An 18,696-nucleotide genomic window follows, 5' to 3' on the forward strand; every position below is an offset into this window, starting at 1 on the left:
ACCCGTATGATTCGCTTTATTGTTCGATGCCTTCGTGCTTGCCGTGCCCGTGCTCCACGCCTTTGCGGAGCGCGTTCCATGCAAGCGTCGCGCATTTGATTCTGGCAGGAAATTTATTGACGCCCGACAACGCTTCGATATCTTCGTATTCCTCGAACTCGACGTTCTCGCCCTTCATGAGCGAGGAGAACTTGTCGGCCATCTTCAATGCTTCGTCTGCGGTCTTGCCCTTCACCGCGTCCGTCATCATCGAAGCCGACGACATGCTGATCGAACAGCCTTCTCCCGTGAACTTCGCGCCTTTGACGATGCCGTCCTCGATCTGCAGCTGCAGCGAGATGCGGTCGCCGCAAGTCGGATTGTTCAAGTTCACCGTTACCGAGCCTTCGTCGAGCTCGCCGCGATTGCGAGGGGTTTTGTAATGGTCCATGATGACGCGGCGGTACAGATCGTCTAGTTGGCTCATACGAAAAACTCCTTTGTCCGGATGAGCGATTGCGCGAGCCGGTCGATATCTTCTTCGGAATTGTACAGATAAATGCTCGCTCTCGCCGTCGCGCTCACCTTCAGCCAGCGCATCAGCGGTTGGCAGCAGTGGTGACCAGCCCGTACGGCGATTCCCTCGGTGTCGAGCACCGTGGCGACGTCGTGCGGATGCACGTCGCCGAGATTGAACGTCACGAGTCCGGCTCGCTCTTCGCGCGGTCCGTAGATCGTAATGCCGTCGATGGCGGACAGACTGTCGAGCGCGTAACGGGTCAGCTTCTTCTCGTGCTTGTCGATGTTATCGAGCCCGATCTCCTCGAGGAAATCGATCGCGGCGCCCAATCCTACCGCGCCGGCGATAATCGGAGTGCCGCCTTCGAACTTCCAAGGCAGCTCCTTCCAAGTCGAATCGTGCAGCTCGACGAAATCGATCATCTCGCCGCCGAATTCGACCGGCTCCATCCGCTCGAGCAGCTGCGCCTTGCCGTACAATGCGCCGATGCCGGTCGGGGCGCACATTTTATGGCCCGACAGCGCATAGAAATCAACGTCTAGCGCCTGCACGTCGACCTTCAGGTGCGGCGTGCTCTGCGCGCCGTCGACGACGATGATCGCGCCGTTCTTGTGAGCGATCTTGGCGACTTCGGCGATCGGGTTGATTGTCCCGAGCACGTTCGAGATGAACGTCATCGAGACGATCTTCGTCCGCTCCGTCACCGTGCTCTCGACGTCCGCCAAGCTGATCGTGCCGTCCGGCTGCAGCGGGATGTACTTGAGCGTCGCTCCCGTCGCCTTGGCGGCTTGCTGCCAAGGAATCAGGTTGCTATGGTGCTCCATCGGCGTGATGACGATCTCGTCGCCTTCGCGAAGCGTCTGGCGCGCATAGCCCGATGCCACGATGTTGAGCGCGGTCGTCGTTCCCCGGGTGAAAATAATCTGCCGGGAGGCCGGCGCGTTAATGAACCGCGCGACTTTCTCCCTGGCGCCCTCGTAAGCGTCCGTCGCCCGGGAGCCGAGCGTGTGGACGCCGCGGTGCACATTGGCGTTATCCCACTCGTAGTAACGTTTGACCGCTTCGATGACGGCACGGGGCTTCTGCGTCGTCGCCGCGTTATCCAAATAAACGAGCGGATGTCCGTTAATGTCCTGATTCAGGATCGGAAATTCCGCCTTGAGCGCCTTGGCATCCATCCTTATCCCAGCTTTCTTTCGAGAATGCGGTGAAGCTGCTCGCGCAACCCTTCGAGCGGAATTTCGGAGACGACCGGGTCGAGGAAACCGTGAATGATGAGGCGTTCCGCTTCCGTCCGGGTAATGCCGCGGGACATCAGGTAGTAGACCATGTCCGGGTTCACTTGTCCGACGCTGGCCGCGTGGCCCGCCTTGACGTCGTCTTCGTCGATGAGAAGAATCGGATTGGCGTCGCCGCGCGCTTTCGGGCTGAGCATGAGCACCTTCTCCGTCTGTTGACCGTTCGCCTTGGTCGCGCCGTGTTCGATCTTCGTCACGCCGTTAATGATCGCGCTCGCTTCTTCCTTCATGACGGCGCGCGTAATCATGTCGCTCTCGGAAGAGCGGCCGAAGTGCACCGCTTGCGTCGTGATGCTCATGCGCTGGCTGCCTCTGCCGACCGTGATGATCTTGGAGTCGGACGTGGAGCCGTTGCCTTTCAGAACCGACTTCGTATCGGTGACCGTATTGCCGTTGTGCAAGTCGCCGATAATCCATTCCACGCGCGAATCGTTATCGAGCGTCGCGCGGCGGTATGCGATGTCGATCGCGCTCGCGTCCATGTGGTGAACGGAGGCGTAACGGACTTGCGCGCCAGCCTTGGCGAACACTTCGACCGCGCTGTTGTGCAGCAAAGTCGACTCGGTCTGCGGCAGCAGCGTAGCGACTTGCTCGACGAACGAGACGTTGCTGTGTTGGTCGGCGATGACCAGGATATGCGGCATGAACGTCGCTTCCGCGTCGTCGGCGAACAAGAGCGCTTGAATCGGCTCTTCGATGACGACGTCCTTCGGCACGTAGAGGAATACCCCGCCGTTCCAGAGCGCCGCGTGAAGCGCGGCAAGCTTATGTTCGTCCTTCGCGTACAACGTCATGAAATGTTTGCGGAGCAAATCCTCGTGCGTGCGAGCCGCTTCTTCCAGGCTCGACAAGACGACGCCTTTCGCCTTCAGCTCGTCGGACAGACGGGTGAAGACCACGGAAGAATTGTGCTGTACGATCAGCGCGCCCGTCTGTTCCTGCGGCAGCAATTCGGTAATCGCGGCCGGCAAGTCCGCGGCGGACGAGACGACGGTACCCGGACGGTTCGAACCGTATTGGTCGAGCGTCCAGCGTTGCAACGGCATCTTCTCCGGTTTCGGCAGCTCCAGCTTCGCGGCCAGGTCGGCTGCGGCTTCGCGCCATTCGATCAGCCACGCGGGCTCGTTCTTGCTGCGGGCGATCGCGGCCGCGGCTTCGCGGCCGAAAGAGGTGGTAGGCGTACTCATGATTGCATTAACCTCCCCGTCCCATTAAGCTTGGCCGACGGTTTCGTCGACGATGCCCAGTTCTTCTTTAACCCAATCGTAGCCTTCGGCTTCGAGGCGTTGCGCCAGCTCCGGACCGCCGGATTTCACGATGCGGCCTTGCATCATGACGTGCACGTAATCCGGAGTAATGTAATTCAGCAACCGCTGATAGTGCGTAATGATCAGGAAGCCGCGATCTTCCGAACGCATCGCGTTAACGCCTTCGGCGACGATGCGCAGGGCATCGATATCGAGACCGGAGTCGATCTCGTCGAGAATGACCAACTTCGGCTCGAGCAGCATCATTTGCAAAATTTCGTTGCGTTTCTTCTCGCCGCCGGAGAAGCCTTCGTTCAAGTAACGGTGCATGAACTCCGGGTTCATCTCGAGCTGCTTCATTTTGCCTTCCATCTGGCGAACGAACTTGATCAACGAAATCTCGTTGCCTTCGTCGCGGCGCGCGTTGATGGCGCTGCGCAGGAAGTCGGCGTTCGTGACGCCGGTAATTTCGCTCGGGTATTGCATCGCGAGGAACAAGCCCGCGCGCGCGCGCTCGTCGACGCCCATCTCCAGCACGTCTTCGCCGTTCAGTTCGACTTCGCCTTCGGTTACTTCGTATTTAGGATGGCCCATCAGAGCGGATGCGAGCGTGCTCTTGCCCGTACCGTTCGGGCCCATGATCGCGTGGACTTCCCCGCCGTTGATTTTAAGATCGATGCCCTTCAAGATTTCTTTGTCTTCGATGGTCGCTTTCAGACCGCGAATTTCGAATTGAGTCGACATGCTTCCCATAACCTCCAGGTTTCTGCGGACACGATACGACGGGAGAATCTCCGTGCGTACGATATCCTTATTTATAATTATTTTAATTTGATTCTCACTGATTCTCAACCCTTAGTTTATGAAAAGAATATGAAAAAAGCAAACAATGCGCACCGTTACGCCATTCCGAGCGATATGCGGCTTTTTCCGGTCAGCCGTTCACGCACTCGAGCACCTCGCGAACGCGCTCCTCGAACCGTTCGTCCGACAGCACCGGGCGCCTCGCGTCCGAATCGATCGCCGGTATGTTCAGCCACGATTTGCAGCCGCCGTACCGTTCGTCCACCGGAAGCATGACGGGCTCATCCAGCGCGTAGACGCGCAACACGAGCACGTGCAGCGGCTTCGTCTTCTTCCACTTCAGCCTCTCCGCGGCATAATCGTGCGTCCACACGTGAAGCGCGTCGAGGCGCAGCAGCGTCTCCTCGTCCGTCACCTCGAGATCGTGCGTCGCTTCCGCGTAATAAGCGATTCTCACCGTATCCGGGTCCGCGAGCGCCTCGGCCTGCGTCGACAGCACCGCCGCCCTGGCTTCTTCCTTCATCAGATGCGGCTTCTGATGCTCGTAAGACGGAAACAAGAAGAAGCGCGGGCTTTCCAGCTTGAACTCCTTCGTCTCCTCGGCGATCCCGCCCTTGCGCAGGACGATGACCTGCCTGCCGGACGCCAGCGCGTCGACGGCAACCGCCCATTCCCTTAACGCGATTCGTTCCTCCATAGTCTGATCCGCTCCCCTCCGCGACATCCCTCTATTATAACATATTCGCCGATGCGCCGACGTGCTCGTCCGAAGGCTTCCCATATCGCCGCGCAGCGTTTATAATAAGGTCTAATCGAAAGGCCATGCTGCCCTTGCCGACAAACGGAAGGCACAACCTCGGAGCGTACGACGCCGGGGCTGTGCCTTTTTTGCGTTGCTATGGCGCATGCTATTCGAGAACCGCACGAAGGGAGCATTCGATTCATGCTTAGAGAAGCCGTCTACCACCGTCCCAAGAGCAACTGGGCATACGCCTACGATCGCGATACCGTTCATTTGCGGCTGCGCACGAAGCGCGGCGACGTCGATCGCGTCGTCCTGATTCACGGGGATAAATACAATTGGCCCGTTGCCGGACCGAAGCGCGCGGACATGGACTTGTTCGCGCAAGATTCTTTGTTCGATTATTGGCAGGCAGCGGTCCGCCCGGAATACCGCAGGCTCAAATACGGTTTCAAGCTCGTCGGCGGCGACGAGACGCTATGGCTCGACGAGCAAGGCTTCCATGAAGCGGAGCCGGCCAGCCCGAACTTGTACTTCGAGTTTCCGTTTCTGAACCCTGCCGACGTGTTCGAGCCGCCCGCCTGGGTCAAGGACGCTGTGTTCTATCAAATTTTCCCGGAACGATTCGCGAACGGGGACAAGACGCTCGATCCCGATGGCGTCGAGCCATGGGGCGGCGAGCCAACGCCAGACAACTTTTTCGGAGGCGATCTGCAGGGCGTAATCGATCATCTGGATCACTTGTCGGCGCTCGGCGTGAACGCGATCTACTTCAACCCGTTGTTCGAGGCGCCGACCAACCATAAGTACGATACGCTGGACTATCTGAAGGTCGATCCGCACTTCGGCACGAACGAGCTGCTGAAGACGCTTGTGGAAGCATGCCATGAGCGCGGCATCCGCGTGCTGCTCGACGCGGTGTTCAACCATAGCGGCAAAGAGTGGGCGCCGTTCGTCGACGTCGCGGAGAACGGTCAGAGCTCCCGTTATGCCGACTGGTTCCACGTACGCGAGTTCCCGATCGGCGTCAAGGACGGCATCCCGACGTACGACACGTTCTCGTTCGAGCGACATATGCCGAAGCTGAACACCGAGAATCCCGAGGTACAAGCCCACTTGCTGGAGGTCGCGAGATACTGGATCGAAGAAATCGGGGTGGACGGCTGGCGCCTCGACGTCGCCAACGAGGTCGACCATCGGTTCTGGCGCTCGTTCCGCGACGTCGTGAAGCGAGCGAATCCCGATGCGTACATCCTGGGAGAGATATGGCACGATTCGTTGCCGTGGCTAAGCGGGGACCAATTCGATGCGGTCATGAATTACCCGTTCACCGAAGCGGTGCTCGACTTCGCCGTCAGAGGCAAGCGAGACGGCAAGCAATTCGCGGACTTGGCCGGTTATCTGCTCGCCGCGTACCCGCAGCAAGCGACGGAAGCCGCCTTCAACCTGCTAGGCAGCCACGATACGCCGCGCCTGCTCACCCTATGCGGCGAAGATAAGCGCCGGATGAAGCTGGCGACGGCGATCCAATTCACGTTCTCCGGCACGCCGTGCATCTATTACGGAGACGAAGTCGGGCTGAACGGCGGACAGGATCCCGGCTGCCGCAAGTGCATGCCTTGGGATGAGCAAGAACAAGACCGCGAATTGTTCTCGTTCTTCACGGAGCTCGTCCGGCTGCGCCGCGGCCATCGCGCCTTCAGGGACGGCGCCTACCGCGTCCTGAATGCGGAGTCGGGCATTCCTACGCTCGCGTATGCCCGGGAAGCGGACGGAGAGACCTTCGTCGTGGCGCTGAACGCCGGCGAACGCCAAGAGACCGTGTCGTTGCCTTTCGGCAGCGACACGGTCCTGAGCGTCGTATTCGGCGAAGGAACCGTCGTGGCGGGAGAGAGCGGGCCGGAAGCCTCGCTTCCTCCTTACGGGTTCGCGATCATTCGCGCCGATCGATAAGTTATCCTTGCGTGGCAGGCGCTCCTTGGCGGAGCGTCTGCCACTTCAATTCCTCGGACAATTGCCCCGCCGTGTTCGACAGCCGTTCAGCCAGCTCCTCGGACAGCTTGAAGCCTCCGCCATCCACGCGCTCCACCCATTGATCGATCGCGTAAACGCCGTTCAGGATTAGCGTCGCGCCAAGCGCCGCGGCGACCGGCTTGAGCGAATATTCGATCGACAGCAGATGGGCGATCGTGCCGCCTATGAACAGCGGAACGATCGTTTTGTTCTGGAACCCCTTCTGCGGGATCAAGTCCAAGAACGTCTTCAGCACGCCGGTGAACGACGCCTTGTATACCGGGCTGGCGATAATTACTGCGTCGGCAGCCGCCACGCGCGCCGTCGCCGCGACGATCGCCGGACTTCCGAAGTTCGCCTTGATCAAGTCCTCGGCCGGCAGATCCGCCACCTGCAGATGGTCGACCGCGTGTCCGAGCTCCTTGAGCTTCTCCTCGCTGAATTGGATTAATCCGTTCAGGCGCGAGCCCGGCGTCGGGCTGCCGGATATGATGATGACGTTCGCCATTGCGAGCCACTCTCCTTGAATACTAGGTATTTGTTTATCCGTCTTTAATTCTTACTATTCCAATGCGAATTTAAAATACGATAATTGAATCGTACCATCCCATAGTCCGAACCGTCAACAACATTGCTTCGGCAACGGCGGCACCTCACTCATTATATCGCATCCTCGCGATTGCCGCATTTTACCGTTTATCGCCCCTAGGATTGCATTCATTCAGATTTGTCCGGCGCCCCGCGAGCAGCCGTTTCGTTTAGTGCTGTCTGGTAACGTTAAATGGTGCTCGCGAGCGACCGTGGTGATTTAGCGCTGTCTGGTAACGTTAAATGCTGCTCGCGAGCAACTGCGACGGTTTAGCGCTGCCTGGTAACGTTAAACGAAATAACCCCCGCGCCTGAAGGGGGTTCAGGTTCGGGGGTTATCGCCGGCGTTAAGGCCGGAGCACGACGCTCGTATAAGGAGGAAGCGATACGGTCCGGTCTTCAAGACCGGCGCCGTCGCTCGTCGTCAATATAATCTTAGAGAACTTCTCCGGCTGCGCCGGCGTCTCCGCGAGCGATACCGTCTGCGGCTCGCCCGACAGATTGTGCAGCACGAGAAGCGTCTGATCGGCATCCGAACGAACATAGGAAACGATCGCGTCGTTATCCGTCTCGTAAGAACCGATCGTGCCGCCGCGAAGTGCGGCGTACTGCGCCCGCCAAGAGATCAGCGTCCGGTAGTGATTCAGAAGCGAGCGGGGGGTCTCGTCTTCCGCTTCTACCGATACTTGGCCGTCTCCTCGGCCGGTGGCCGCCTCCCATGTCGTCTCGGCCGGATCTCCCGGCGCGATCGTCCAAGGGAAGGGCTCGCGAAGTCGTTCATCCGGCTTCACGCCCGTCATGCCCAATTCTTCGCCGTAATAGATGAAGGCGTTGCCCGGCAGCGTCAGCAGCATCGCCGCCGCCGTCCGCGCATGGTCGACGTTCCCTTTCAGAGCGGACATGACGCGGTTCTGGTCGTGGTTGGACAGGAACACCGCGTCGACGGCTTGGCCGCCGGATTGCTTGGCGTAATAATCGTGCACGCGGGACAGCGTGAACCCGAAGTCCGATGCCTTCTCCGAGTCGGCCGCGCTAAGCAGGTTGGCCGCCAGGTCGAAGTTGAACGCGGAGTCCAGCGCATCGTTCAAGTACGGTCCGATGACGGCGGTCGCGTCCCACACTTCGCCGACGAGATACGCCTCCGGATTGACCTCGTTCATCCCTCTCCGGAACTCCTGCCACCAAACCTGATTGGCGTCCTTGACCCTCTTCGTCTTCAACGTCGAGTTGAAGTCGCCGTAAATATGCTTCGCGGCATCGAGCCGGAAGCCGTCGACGCCTTGCTTCAGCCAATACTGGCCGATGGCGACGATCTCCTTGCGAACGTCGGGGTTGTCGAAGTTCAGGTCGGGCATGCCTTCCCAGAAGATGCCCAAGTACTCGTCCCCGAGCCTGGAGTGCCAGGGGGCGGCACCCGTCGCGCCGTCGGAGGGGCTAGCCCCTCCGATGTCGCTTGCCCACGTGTACCAATCGCGGCGTTCGCTCGCCTTGCCCGACGCGGAGTCGACGAACCACGGGTGCTCCACGCTCGTATGGTTGACGACAAGATCCATGATGATTTTGATACCCCTCTTATGGGCCTCGTCGATCAGCTTCTTGAAGTCTTCCGGCGTGCCGTAGTCCGGCTCGATTCCGTAATAGTCGGTGACGTCGTATCCGTGATAGCTCGGCGACGGCTGGATCGGCATGAGCCATATCCCGTCGACGCCCAGCTTATGAATGTAATCGAGCTTGTTCGTGACGCCGTTCAGATCGCCGACGCCGTCGCCGTTCGAATCCGCGAACGAGCGGACGAAAATTTCGTAATACGCGTTGCTAGGCCCTGCGGTCTTGTCGGATCCGCCGTTCTGGCAGCCGGAGAGCAGCAAGCCGCAGCCGGCAAGCATGACCGCTCCCGCGCGCAGCCTTCGGATCATCCTTTGGACGCTCCGGCCGTCAATCCGTCGACGAGGAACCGCTGCGTGTACATGAACAGAATCGTGATCGGAACGGCGACGAGCACGCAACCGGCGGCGAACAGCGTGAACTCCGTGCTGTTGTAAGAATCGATCAGGCTCCATAGGCCGACGGCCAGCGTCCACTCGTCGCGCGACGTCAGGATCGCCCGGGCGAAAATAAAGTCGACCCACGCGCCCGCGAACGTCGTCAGCGAAATGTACGTGATGATCGGACGGGATAACGGCAAGATGATCTTCACGAAGATCGACATATGGTTCGCTCCGTCGATGCGCGCCGCCTCTTCCAAGCTCCGCGGAATCGTATCGAAGAAGCCTTTGGCGACGAACATGCCGAGCGCGGATCCCGCGGAATACACGAGGACGAGCGCCCATTTCGAATCGAGCAGCTCCAGCCTTTGCAGAATGGAGAAAATCGCGATAATGCTCAGGAAGCCCGGGAACATCCCGAGAATGAGCACGACCATCATCATCGGCTTGCGCCCTTTGAAGCGGAACCGGGAGAACGCGTAAGCGGTCAAAAGCTGAATGATCGTGCCGACGACCATGCTGGCCGCCGCGACCTGCAGCGTGTTCCAGTACCACTTCGCGTATTGAATGTCGCGCGTGTCCCGGCTTCTGAACAGATCGAGGTAATGATCGAGCGTCCATTGCTTCGGCAAGAACGTATCGCTGAAGAGAGAATTGCCCGCGCGGAAGGAGGACAATACCGTCCAGAGCGCCGGGTAGATCGACGCTATGCCGATCAGCGCGAGAAGCGCGTAACTAATAATCAGCTTGGGCTTCATTGGATCATGTCCTCCTCTTTGTAGGATTTCGTTCTCGTGAACAGCAGCACCGACATCGTAGCGATGAACAGGAAGATCAGGATCGCGACGGCAGCGGCGATATTATACTGCTTGAAGTCGATCGTCAGCTTGAACAGCCACGTCACGAGCAGATCCGTCTCGCCCGCGTTGTTGTACTTGATCGTAGCCGGACCGCCGCCGGTCAGCAGATAGATGACGTTGAAGTTGTTGATATTGCCGGTGAACTGCGTAATCAAGATCGGCGCCGTGGCGAACAGGACGTACGGCATCGTGATATTGCGGAACTTCATCCATGCGGACGCGCCGTCGACGTCGGCCGCTTCGTATAAGTCCTTCGGAATCGTCGTCAGGATGCCCATGACGAGAACCATCGTGACCGGGATGCCGATCCACATGTTCACGACGATGACCGATACTTTCGCCCAGAACGGATCGTTCAGCCACGGCAAGCCTTCGAGGCCGAACCAACGGAAATACTGGTTAATCGGTCCGAACTGCTCGTTCAGCAAGTTTCTCATGATGAGCAACGAGACGAATTGAGGGATGGCATAAGGAATAATGAACAGCATGCGCCAGAATCCCTTGAACTTGATCCCTTGCTGGCTAATGATCAGCGCAACGATAATGCCGCCGAAGTAGCAAGTCACGGTGGCCAGTATCGCCCATATGATCGTCCATAGCAGGATTGAGCCGAACGTGCCGCTCCATCCGCTCATGTTGAACAGATTATGGAACGTGTCGAAGCCGACCCAGTCGACAAGGTTCTTCGCCGGAATATGATTAGGCGACGAATAGTTGGTGAAAGCGATCAAAGAGGTGAACACAATCGGCATGACCGTGAAGAACAATACCCCGAGGAACGGAAGCGCAAGGAGCATCCACGGGAACAAGCCGTTGTCCAGCTTTGCAGGGTCTTGGCCCTGAGCGCGTCTGCGCCCTACCGTCACCGCGTCGCGAATGTTCATTACATATAGGAATACGTAGACGAGCAGCACGAACAGTGCCAGAACGCCGTTGATCATCATGAAGATCGAGTGGTCGCCCGGCACGAGCTTCGAGATTTTGCCCACCTTCTCCAGGTGAACGCCTTTGTCTCCGAGCGAGACGAGTCCTTTCAAATACGGCGGCAGCACGGCAATGGCCAAATATAAGCCCGTCGCATGCAAGAGAACGAACAGCAGCCCTTTGGCGTATTGCCGGTTATACCATTGTCCAAGTCCCATGCATAACGCAGATAACCATCCCGCGGTCATCGCAGATCCCTTCAAGCACAACCCTCTCCTTCCTGTAAGGACCATACACCCGCCGTCAACCGGCGGGTGTAGGTCTTCTCGCTTATGCGTTAGCGCAATTATTGCGCAGCAAGTGATCGCTTCTTTCTCGCATATGCGATTGCTCGATTATTGCGCGGCCGCGTTCGCGTCTTTTACTTTTTTAGCCCACTCGTCCATCGTCTTTTGAGCGTCGGCGCCGTCGTTCCAGAGCGATGCGAGAACGGCTTCGTGCGTCGACCAGAACGCGTTCATTTCCGCGATCTTAGGCATTGGCGTGGAGTTGTCGAATTGTTTCAGGAATACGCTGGCGAATGCATCTCCGCTTACTTTGTCGCCTGCGGCTACGTTCTTGTTGGAAGGCAGGCTTCCGAACAATTCGAAGTTGCGCAGTTGCGACGCTTCGTTGGAGACGAGCTCCGCGAACATTTTCGCCGCGATCGGATATTGCGAGTACGCGTTGACGAGGAATCCTTTGACGCCGGAGAACGGCATCATCGGCTTGCCGTTAGGCAGCGTCGGGTATTCCATGACGCCCAGGTTTTTCACGCTTGCTTGGAATTCTTTCGTCTGCCAAGGACCGCTGACGTTCAACGCGAGTTTGCCTTCGTTGAACAAGCTCGTTTTGATGTCGGACTTGATGTCGCCAGCTTTGATCGGAAGAACTTGGTCTTTCAGGCTTTGGAAGAACTTCGCGCCTTCGACCGCGCCGGCGGAATTCAGGCCGATGTCGTTAGGATCCGTGCCGCCGTTGCCGAATACGTACGCGTCGTATCCGCCGAAGAAGCCCCAGCTCCAGTAACCGTTGCCGACTTCCCACATGTAGGCGTATTTTTGGTTTTTAACGTCGTTGAAGTCTTTCGCGAACGCGATGACTTCGTCCCACGTTTTCGGAGGCGTAGGCACGAGGTCTTTGTTATAGAATACGGCCGTCGTCTCTACGGACATCGGGTAGCCGTACAGCGTGTCGTCGATCGTGAACGCCTCGACCGACTTGTCGGAGTTGTTCGCTTTGGATTCCGCCTCGTGAAGGTCGTTCGGAAGAACGACGCCCGCTTGAACGGCCGCGCCGAGACGGTCGTGAACCGCGAGGAACACGTCCGCGCCTACGCCGGCAGGACCGTCGTTGATGATTTTCTCGATCGATTTGTCGGGACCTACGTCTTGGATTTCAACGTCGATGCCGTATTTGTCTTTGAACGTTTTGGCCGCTTCTTCGACAAGCGCTTTCTCGCTTGCGGAGTACCATACGACCAGCTTGGCGCCGGCTTCAGGCGCGAGATCTTCCGCCGGAGCTTCCGTGGAAGCCGCAGGCGCGCTTCCCGTAGCCGCGGGCGCGCTCGCGCTCGGCGAAGCGTTATTGTTGTTGTCGTTGCTTCCGCATGCCGCCAAGGATACGACGGTCGTCAATGCCAGGGACGTGATCAGTAATTTCTTTTTGTTCATGGAATTGTAGAACCCCTCTCTGATTGCCACTGAATTTGGCGCGCTTCGCGATCGGCCCGTGCAAGTAACGAGGCATAACGCTCGATAAGTTGTGCAAACGTTTGTACAACCAAGCACCATCTCGAGAATACCGTTGAATTTCCCTTCGTTACAAGCATTTCGGCTGATATGAAAGCGCTTTTTGAATACAACTCTATGATACGCCATTTCTCGAATAAGTAAATCGTTTGCACAGATTGTATTCGCTCGTTTTTGACTAAAATACATACATAATCGTTGATTATCTCGTCATATCTAACAATCCCTCAACTTGTTGATCTGTGCCACACATGGCACAATGTAATCGGATTTACATGCATGAAATGCGCACGAATTGCACATGATGGCATGCCCACCCCTCATACCTTCTATACAATAGAACTTCCAGTTTACACGATCGGACGTTTTGGATACGATTAAACTCAAATGTGAATAAAGGACGATCCCCCCTATGGCTGTAACGATCAAGGAAGTCGCGAAAATCGCCGGCGTTTCCCCTTCCACCGTATCCCGCGTCATCTCGAACCACCCTCGCATCAGCGCGGAGACGAGCGCGCGCGTTCGGGAGGTCATGGAGGAACTCGGCTACCATCCGAATATCATGGCCAAGAGTCTCGTCTCGAAGACGACGCGCACGATCGGCGTCGTGCTCCCGCGGCCCGCCGAAGAGCTGCTGCTCAACTTCTTCTTCTATGAACTGATCCGCGGCGTGCTCGCGCAGTTGACTCGCGCCGGATACGATTTGCTCATGGCCGGCGGCAGCAACGAGCAGGAAGAACTCGAGACGGTGACGCGCCTCGTGCGAAGCGGCCGCGTCGACGGCTTGCTCCTGCTGTACTCCCGCGCGTCCGACCCGGTCATCCGCTTATTGCGCGAGGAGAAGATGCCGTTCGTGCTGCTCGGACGAAGCCTCGATTACGAGGACGTCCCTTCCGTCGACAACGACAACGTTCAAGCCGCGTACGACGCGACGAAGCATCTGATCGCCCAAGGCCAGCGGCGCATCGGTTTCGTGAGCGGACCGGCCAAGCTCGCGATGACGCAAGACCGGATGACCGGGTACGCGAAGGCGCTGTCCGAAGCCGGATTGCCGTCCAAGGACGGCTGGGTCGTCGAAGGCGAGTTCCTGCTCGAGAGCGGCTATCGCGCGATGGCCTCGATCATGTCTCAACCGGAACCGCCGACCGCCCTCGTCATCATCGACGACGTCGTCGCTTTCGGCGTGCTGAAGGGCTTGACCGAGCTCGGCTACCGCATCCCGCAGGACGTCGCGATCGTCAGCTTCAACAATATCGCGCTGACGGAACTGACGATGCCCCCGATCACCAGCATGGACGTCGGTACGTACCAGCTCGGCTATACCGCGTCCCAGATGGTATTGCGCATGATTCAGCAGGTCGAGATCACGGCGCGGCAGATCATTCCGCACCGGCTCGTCGTACGGGAATCGTCGCTCCGCACGTTGTCTCTCACGTAATAAGGATGCGAAGAGAGCGTTGCAATCATACACGGTTTCCTGCGAAGGGAAGATCAAGAAGCCTGCACGGGGCTTGCGATCTTCCCTTTTTTGCGCGACCGCGCCATGGACTTTCAACCTCGCATGAATTCCTTTATACTTAACATCTAGCTTCTTACTGGCCTATTCACGACCGATCATACCGATAAGTCCGTTGGAGGAGTATATAATGAGCCCTTACCATCCGTTAACCGAGACCGAGGCGATTCGGGTCGCGAGATCGATCGACGGCGTGTTCAGCCCCGAAGGCGAGCTTGCTTGCCGCGAAATCGGCGATGGCAACTTGAATCTCGTCTTCCGCGTGACGCAGCCGTCGACAGGCGCGGGCGTCATCGTGAAGCAGGCGCTCCCGTACGCCAAGGTGGTCGGGGAATCTTGGCCGCTGACGCTCGACCGCGCCAGAATCGAGAGCGATGCGCTTCGCGTCGAAGGACGGCTCGCGCCGGGGCTCGTCCCGCAAGTGTATTACGCGGACAACGCGCTGGCGCTTACCGTTATGGAAGACTTGAGCAGCCACGTCATCATGCGCCGCGGCTTGATCGAAGGCGGCGTCTATCCGAAGTTCGCGGACGACATCTCGGAATTTCTAGCCCGCACGTTGTTCTTCACTTCCGATCTCGGCATGAATCAACAAGAGAAGAAGACGCTCGCGGCCTCCTTCTCGAATCCCGAGCTATGTAAAATCACGGAGGATCTGATCTTCGACCATCCGTACGCCGACGCGGACACGAACAGCTTCGACGATCACCTGAAGGAAGCCGCCGCTCAGCTGTGGACCGACGACGCGCTTCATCTGGAAGTCGCGCGGCTGCGCGAAAAATTCTTGACCCACGCCCAAGCATTGTTGCACGGCGATCTTCATACGGGCAGCATCTTCGTTACGCCGGAATCGACGAAGGTCATCGATCCCGAATTCGCATACTACGGCCCGATGGGATTCGATATCGGCGCCGTGATCGCGAACCTGCTGCTCCATTACGCGGCGCAAGAGCATTGGTCCGCGGACGCTTCCTCGAGACAAGCGCGCAGAGCTTATCTCTCCGGGAGCGTCCGCGATGTCTGGACCGGATTCGAGCGTAAATTCCGCGCGTTATGGGATGCGCACGGCGTCGATCGCATCGCGAGCACCGCGGGTTACCAAGACGATTACCTGAAGCGTCTGCTTCAGGATACGGCCGGTTTCGCCGGCGCGAAGATGGTCCGCCGGATCGTCGGGCTCGCGCACGTAGCGGACATCGACAACATTCCGAACGCGAACGTGCGCAAGCAAGCCCAGACGATCGCGCTAGCGATCGGCACGACTCTTATCAAGCGCAATCGCCGGCTGACCTCGATTGAACAATTGATCGACATCGCGGAATCCGAGACCGCAGACCGCGGCTGATCGCGGCCATGGCTTACATGCAAAGGAGCATCATCATGACGACCGACACGAAACCTAACGAGGCATTGCGATCGCTGAAATGGGAAGACAATGCCCTGCTCATGCTCGATCAGCGTTTGTTGCCGGAAGAAACAGTCTACTTGCGGCTAACGACGCCGCAAGAAGTATGGGAGGGAATTCGCGAACTGAAAGTGCGCGGCGCGCCCGCGATCGGCATATCGGCGGCGTACGGCGTCGTGCTCGGTGCCATCGGCTTCGAAGGCGACGTCCGGGAATTCGCGGCGCATACGACCAAGCATGCCGAGTATTTGGCGACCTCTCGCCCGACGGCCGTGAATTTGTTCTGGGCGCTCGATCGCATGAAGGCGCGTGCGAACGCGCTGGCCGCCGAAGGCGTGCCGGCATCCGCGGCGATCGAAGCTTTGTTGGAAGAAGCGAAGCGGATTCATGCGGAGGACGAGGAGACGAACCGGTTGATCGGGGAGCATGCCTTGACGCTGTTCGAGGACGGCATGGGCGTACTTACCCACTGCAACGCCGGAGGGCTCGCGACGTCGAAATACGGCACCGCGTTAGCGCCGTTCTACTTGGCGCTCGAGCAAGGCATTCATCTTAAGGTATTCGCGGACGAGACGCGGCCCGTCCTGCAGGGAGCCCGCCTTACCGCCTTCGAGCTGCAGCAAGCCGGCGTCGACGTGACGTTGATCTGCGACAACATGGCCGGCCACGTCATGTCCAAAGGCTGGGTGCAAGCGGTCATCGTCGGAACCGACCGGGTCGCGGCCAACGGCGACGTGGCGAACAAGATCGGCACGTACGGCGTTGCCGTCATGGCCAAGGCGCATAACATCCCGTTCTACGTCGCTTGTCCGCTCTCGACGATCGACCTGTCGACGCCGACGGGCGACGACATTCCGATCGAAGAGCGGCATCCGGACGAAGTATCGCACGGGTTCGGCAAGCGTACGGCTCCCGAGGGCGTCGCGATCTATAATCCTGCCTTCGACGTGACTCCCAGCGAGCTCGTCACCGCGATCATCACGGAGAAAGGCATCGTCAGAGCCCCGTATTCGGACAGCCTTAAGCGGTTGTTCGCGGCGGAATAGTCGTTCAAGAAGCGGATTTCGCCAATAGGCGAACCGCTTCTTTGCCGCTCATGCCGACGGTGATGCCCATCGCGACCGCCGCGTCGGTGACCGATTCAAGCGGCGCGTCGAGCAACTGCTCGAAGTTCCGCACGCCGACGGCGCGTCCCGCGATAATCGCCCTATCCTTCAGCTTGTCGTTGAGCAGCTGTACGTCCAGCGCTCCGCACATGATATAACCGCCGCCGGCGGCGATCGCGATGAGCGTCGTCTTAGGCAACAGGACCTCGATTCCGATCGCCGTCCATTCGTCGATCGAGATCGGTACGACCTTGACCATGTGTACCACCTCCAGCACCGCCATCGCGGTTACGATTGCGATTGCACGCCTTATACCATATGCGGCGGAAGTCTCGATCATTAAGGCCTTTTGTCCCTGCCGGCACTATATTGGGCGATCGAAACATGTTATATTAGGAATTAAGAACCCGGTCTACAAGCATGTCATCCATGGAGGCCTTCGCATGTCCAAACAAAAACCGACGACTGACGGCTCTTACCTGTTCCAGGTGGAAGTGATGGTGAACGCGCCGAGCAACGGCGCCGCATTGGAACAATTGCTTCACGCGCTGAACAACGGCAATTTCGCGGATTATCGAATCGGCTCCGGCATTCAGCTGGGCTCCGCCATCGAGCAAGCGCTGGCGGCGACCATCAAAGCGAAAGCCGCAACCGCTCCCGCCAAAGAATCGGTCAAGTCCCCCGTCAAGGAATCGCCCAAAGTCGACCCGCTCGAAATTCGAATTCGCCACTATATACAGAGCAATCAACTCATTCGTCTGAACATCAACAAAGGCCGGGGCGTGAAGATGAATATTCCGTGCCGCGTCATTAATTTCGAACCGGACTCGCAGTTGCTTACCGTATATCACGTGGACGAGAAACAAGTGTATACGGTGCGCATGAACGAAATCGACGATTTTATCGAGTAAAAGATTTAATTCCTACAAAAACGATAGGAAATAATAGTTTGAGCATTGACAGCGCCGCTCCGGAAGAATAAGATGAACATAGATGCAGCATGCGCCGCACGGCATGCCGCGCTTGGAGTACGGAACACCCTCACACGAAGCAATCTACTGGACCGCCAGAGATTCAATGGGACGCGAACGCCGCGCCTCGTTGGGTCTCTTTTTTGTAGTCCGGTCAACCCCATCCGCCTAGGAGGAATCATGCCATGATCAAACGCAACATTCCGAAGCTTGCTATCTTGTCCGCTGCCGGACTCTTAACGTTCGGAGCGTTAACCTACGCCGCCGTGTCGGCGAACCAGTCCGGTTCCGGCGCTAAACCGGCCGCGGTCGTTGCATCGGCCGGCGCGCCGGCGCCTGCCCCTGCCGCTTCCGACGTCAGGACCGAACCCCGTTCCGAAGTCGCGACGGCTTCCGTCGAAGTCGCCGTGCCGCAACCGCAATCGCAGACGCAAGAGAAGACGAACGCGGCTTCGCAGGAGGAACCTGCGGTCGCGCTTGCTTCGTCCGCCGGCGGCGAACAATCCGATCGGAAGAAACCGTCGAATCAAGCATCCGCTTCCGATAACGGGAAGGCCGCAACCGAAGCTCCGAAGACATCGAACGCCGATCAGAAGAAACCGGCGGCGGACGTTTCTAAGCAAGATGCCAAGCAACCGGACGCGGTCGTCGCTTCCGTTACCGCCCCGAGCAAGGAGCAACCGCAACCGGCCGCTGCGACCGATACGCCGGCAGCTGCGCAACCGGACGCTGCCGCAGTCGAGCAGCCGGCCAAATCCGGCAAGAAATCAGTCAATTTCACGTCCAAAGAAACGGTAGCGCCTAAAACCGTCGTCGTTCCGCAGCCCGTTGCTCCTACGTCGTCTTCCTCCTCCGCTTCTTCCTCTTCGTCGGACGGTTCCTCGTCCTCCGAAGAGGAATATTGCGAAGAAGGCTGCTGATCGTCGGCGCTACTCGCGCCGTTAACGT

17 protein-coding genes are annotated in these 18,696 nt (G+C 58.4%); 6 read left to right on the plus strand and 11 right to left on the minus strand.

Annotation, left to right across the window (positions count from 1 at the left end; all coding sequences use genetic code 11):
- Positions 1–16 precede the first annotated feature (16 nt).
- The 5 genes from sufU to ACFQZG_RS15905 all read right to left on the minus strand — a co-directional run bounded on the left by sufU (position 17) and on the right by ACFQZG_RS15905 (position 4,545).
- Positions 17–466, minus strand: coding sequence for a Fe-S cluster assembly sulfur transfer protein SufU (gene sufU / locus ACFQZG_RS15885; protein ID WP_378154182.1), 450 nt, complete (start codon positions 464–466; stop codon positions 17–19).
- Positions 463–1,677, minus strand: a complete 1,215-nt coding sequence (locus tag ACFQZG_RS15890) for a cysteine desulfurase (RefSeq protein WP_378154184.1) — start codon at positions 1,675–1,677, stop codon at positions 463–465. Before ACFQZG_RS15890 ends, sufU begins: the two co-directional genes overlap by 4 nt.
- A 2-nt stretch (positions 1,678–1,679) precedes the next feature.
- Positions 1,680–2,984 carry a Fe-S cluster assembly protein SufD gene (gene sufD / locus ACFQZG_RS15895; protein ID WP_378154185.1) on the minus strand — a complete coding sequence of 435 codons (1,305 nt, stop codon included), beginning with the start codon at positions 2,982–2,984 and terminating at the stop codon, positions 1,680–1,682.
- Between the two features lie 24 nt (positions 2,985–3,008).
- A complete protein-coding gene (gene sufC, locus ACFQZG_RS15900) occupies positions 3,009–3,788 on the minus strand; it encodes a Fe-S cluster assembly ATPase SufC (RefSeq protein WP_378154187.1) in 780 nt (259 codons plus the stop codon).
- A 190-nt stretch (positions 3,789–3,978) separates the two neighbouring features.
- Positions 3,979–4,545, minus strand: a complete 567-nt coding sequence (locus ACFQZG_RS15905) for a DUF1802 family protein (RefSeq protein WP_378154189.1) — start codon at positions 4,543–4,545, stop codon at positions 3,979–3,981.
- A gap of 246 nt (positions 4,546–4,791) precedes the next feature.
- On the opposite strand from ACFQZG_RS15905, the gene ACFQZG_RS15910 reads away from it, so the two are divergent.
- Positions 4,792–6,543 carry an alpha-glycosidase gene (locus ACFQZG_RS15910; protein WP_378154191.1) on the plus strand — a complete coding sequence of 584 codons (1,752 nt, stop codon included), beginning with the start codon at positions 4,792–4,794 and terminating at the stop codon, positions 6,541–6,543.
- A gap of 1 nt (position 6,544) precedes the next feature.
- Here the strand turns inward: ACFQZG_RS15910 and ssuE are convergent, their stop codons facing one another.
- From ssuE to ACFQZG_RS15935, 5 genes are all read right to left on the minus strand, one after another.
- Positions 6,545–7,111, minus strand: a complete 567-nt coding sequence (gene ssuE / locus ACFQZG_RS15915) for an NADPH-dependent FMN reductase (protein WP_378154193.1) — start codon at positions 7,109–7,111, stop codon at positions 6,545–6,547.
- Between the two features lie 427 nt (positions 7,112–7,538).
- Positions 7,539–9,107, minus strand: coding sequence for an alpha-amylase family glycosyl hydrolase (locus tag ACFQZG_RS15920; RefSeq protein ID WP_378154195.1), 1,569 nt, complete (start codon positions 9,105–9,107; stop codon positions 7,539–7,541).
- Entirely contained in the window at positions 9,104–9,934 is an 831-nt protein-coding gene (locus ACFQZG_RS15925) for a sugar ABC transporter permease (RefSeq protein ID WP_378154197.1), read from the minus strand. The genes ACFQZG_RS15920 and ACFQZG_RS15925 overlap by 4 nt, the downstream gene beginning before the upstream one ends.
- Positions 9,931–11,223: a carbohydrate ABC transporter permease gene (locus ACFQZG_RS15930; protein ID WP_378154199.1), complete on the minus strand. Its 1,293-nt coding sequence runs from the start codon at positions 11,221–11,223 to the stop codon at positions 9,931–9,933. The genes ACFQZG_RS15925 and ACFQZG_RS15930 overlap by 4 nt, the downstream gene beginning before the upstream one ends.
- 132 nt (positions 11,224–11,355) lie before the next feature.
- Positions 11,356–12,672, minus strand: a complete 1,317-nt coding sequence (locus ACFQZG_RS15935; RefSeq protein ID WP_378154201.1) for a sugar ABC transporter substrate-binding protein — start codon at positions 12,670–12,672, stop codon at positions 11,356–11,358.
- Positions 12,673–13,162: 490 nt separating this feature from the next.
- Between ACFQZG_RS15935 and ACFQZG_RS15940 the strand changes: the two genes are divergently transcribed.
- The 3 genes from ACFQZG_RS15940 to mtnA all read left to right on the plus strand — a co-directional run bounded on the left by ACFQZG_RS15940 (position 13,163) and on the right by mtnA (position 16,717).
- On the plus strand, positions 13,163–14,188 hold the full coding sequence (locus ACFQZG_RS15940) for a LacI family DNA-binding transcriptional regulator (protein WP_378154203.1): 1,026 nt from the start codon (positions 13,163–13,165) through the stop codon (positions 14,186–14,188).
- A gap of 208 nt (positions 14,189–14,396) precedes the next feature.
- The gene (gene mtnK, locus ACFQZG_RS15945; RefSeq protein WP_378154205.1) at positions 14,397–15,611 is read left to right on the plus strand and encodes an S-methyl-5-thioribose kinase; all 1,215 of its coding nucleotides are present in this window, start codon (positions 14,397–14,399) and stop codon (positions 15,609–15,611) included.
- Positions 15,612–15,646: 35 nt separating this feature from the next.
- The gene (gene mtnA, locus ACFQZG_RS15950; protein WP_378154206.1) at positions 15,647–16,717 is read left to right on the plus strand and encodes an S-methyl-5-thioribose-1-phosphate isomerase; all 1,071 of its coding nucleotides are present in this window, start codon (positions 15,647–15,649) and stop codon (positions 16,715–16,717) included.
- A gap of 4 nt (positions 16,718–16,721) precedes the next feature.
- Here mtnA and ACFQZG_RS15955 read toward each other — a convergent pair whose 3' ends face one another.
- Entirely contained in the window at positions 16,722–17,036 is a 315-nt protein-coding gene (locus tag ACFQZG_RS15955) for a YunC family protein (RefSeq protein WP_378154208.1), read from the minus strand.
- A gap of 184 nt (positions 17,037–17,220) precedes the next feature.
- Between ACFQZG_RS15955 and ACFQZG_RS15960 the strand changes: the two genes are divergently transcribed.
- Both ACFQZG_RS15960 and ACFQZG_RS15965 read left to right on the plus strand, forming a co-directional pair.
- Positions 17,221–17,688 (plus strand): hypothetical protein, encoded by a 468-nt coding sequence (locus ACFQZG_RS15960; RefSeq protein WP_378154210.1) that lies wholly within the window; start codon positions 17,221–17,223, stop codon positions 17,686–17,688.
- A gap of 245 nt (positions 17,689–17,933) precedes the next feature.
- Positions 17,934–18,668 carry a hypothetical protein gene (locus ACFQZG_RS15965; RefSeq protein ID WP_378154212.1) on the plus strand — a complete coding sequence of 245 codons (735 nt, stop codon included), beginning with the start codon at positions 17,934–17,936 and terminating at the stop codon, positions 18,666–18,668.
- Positions 18,669–18,696: the final 28 nt, after the last annotated feature.

The organism is Cohnella sp. GCM10027633 (assembly GCF_042675445.1).
Classification (GTDB): Bacteria; Bacillota; Bacilli; order Paenibacillales; family Paenibacillaceae; genus Cohnella.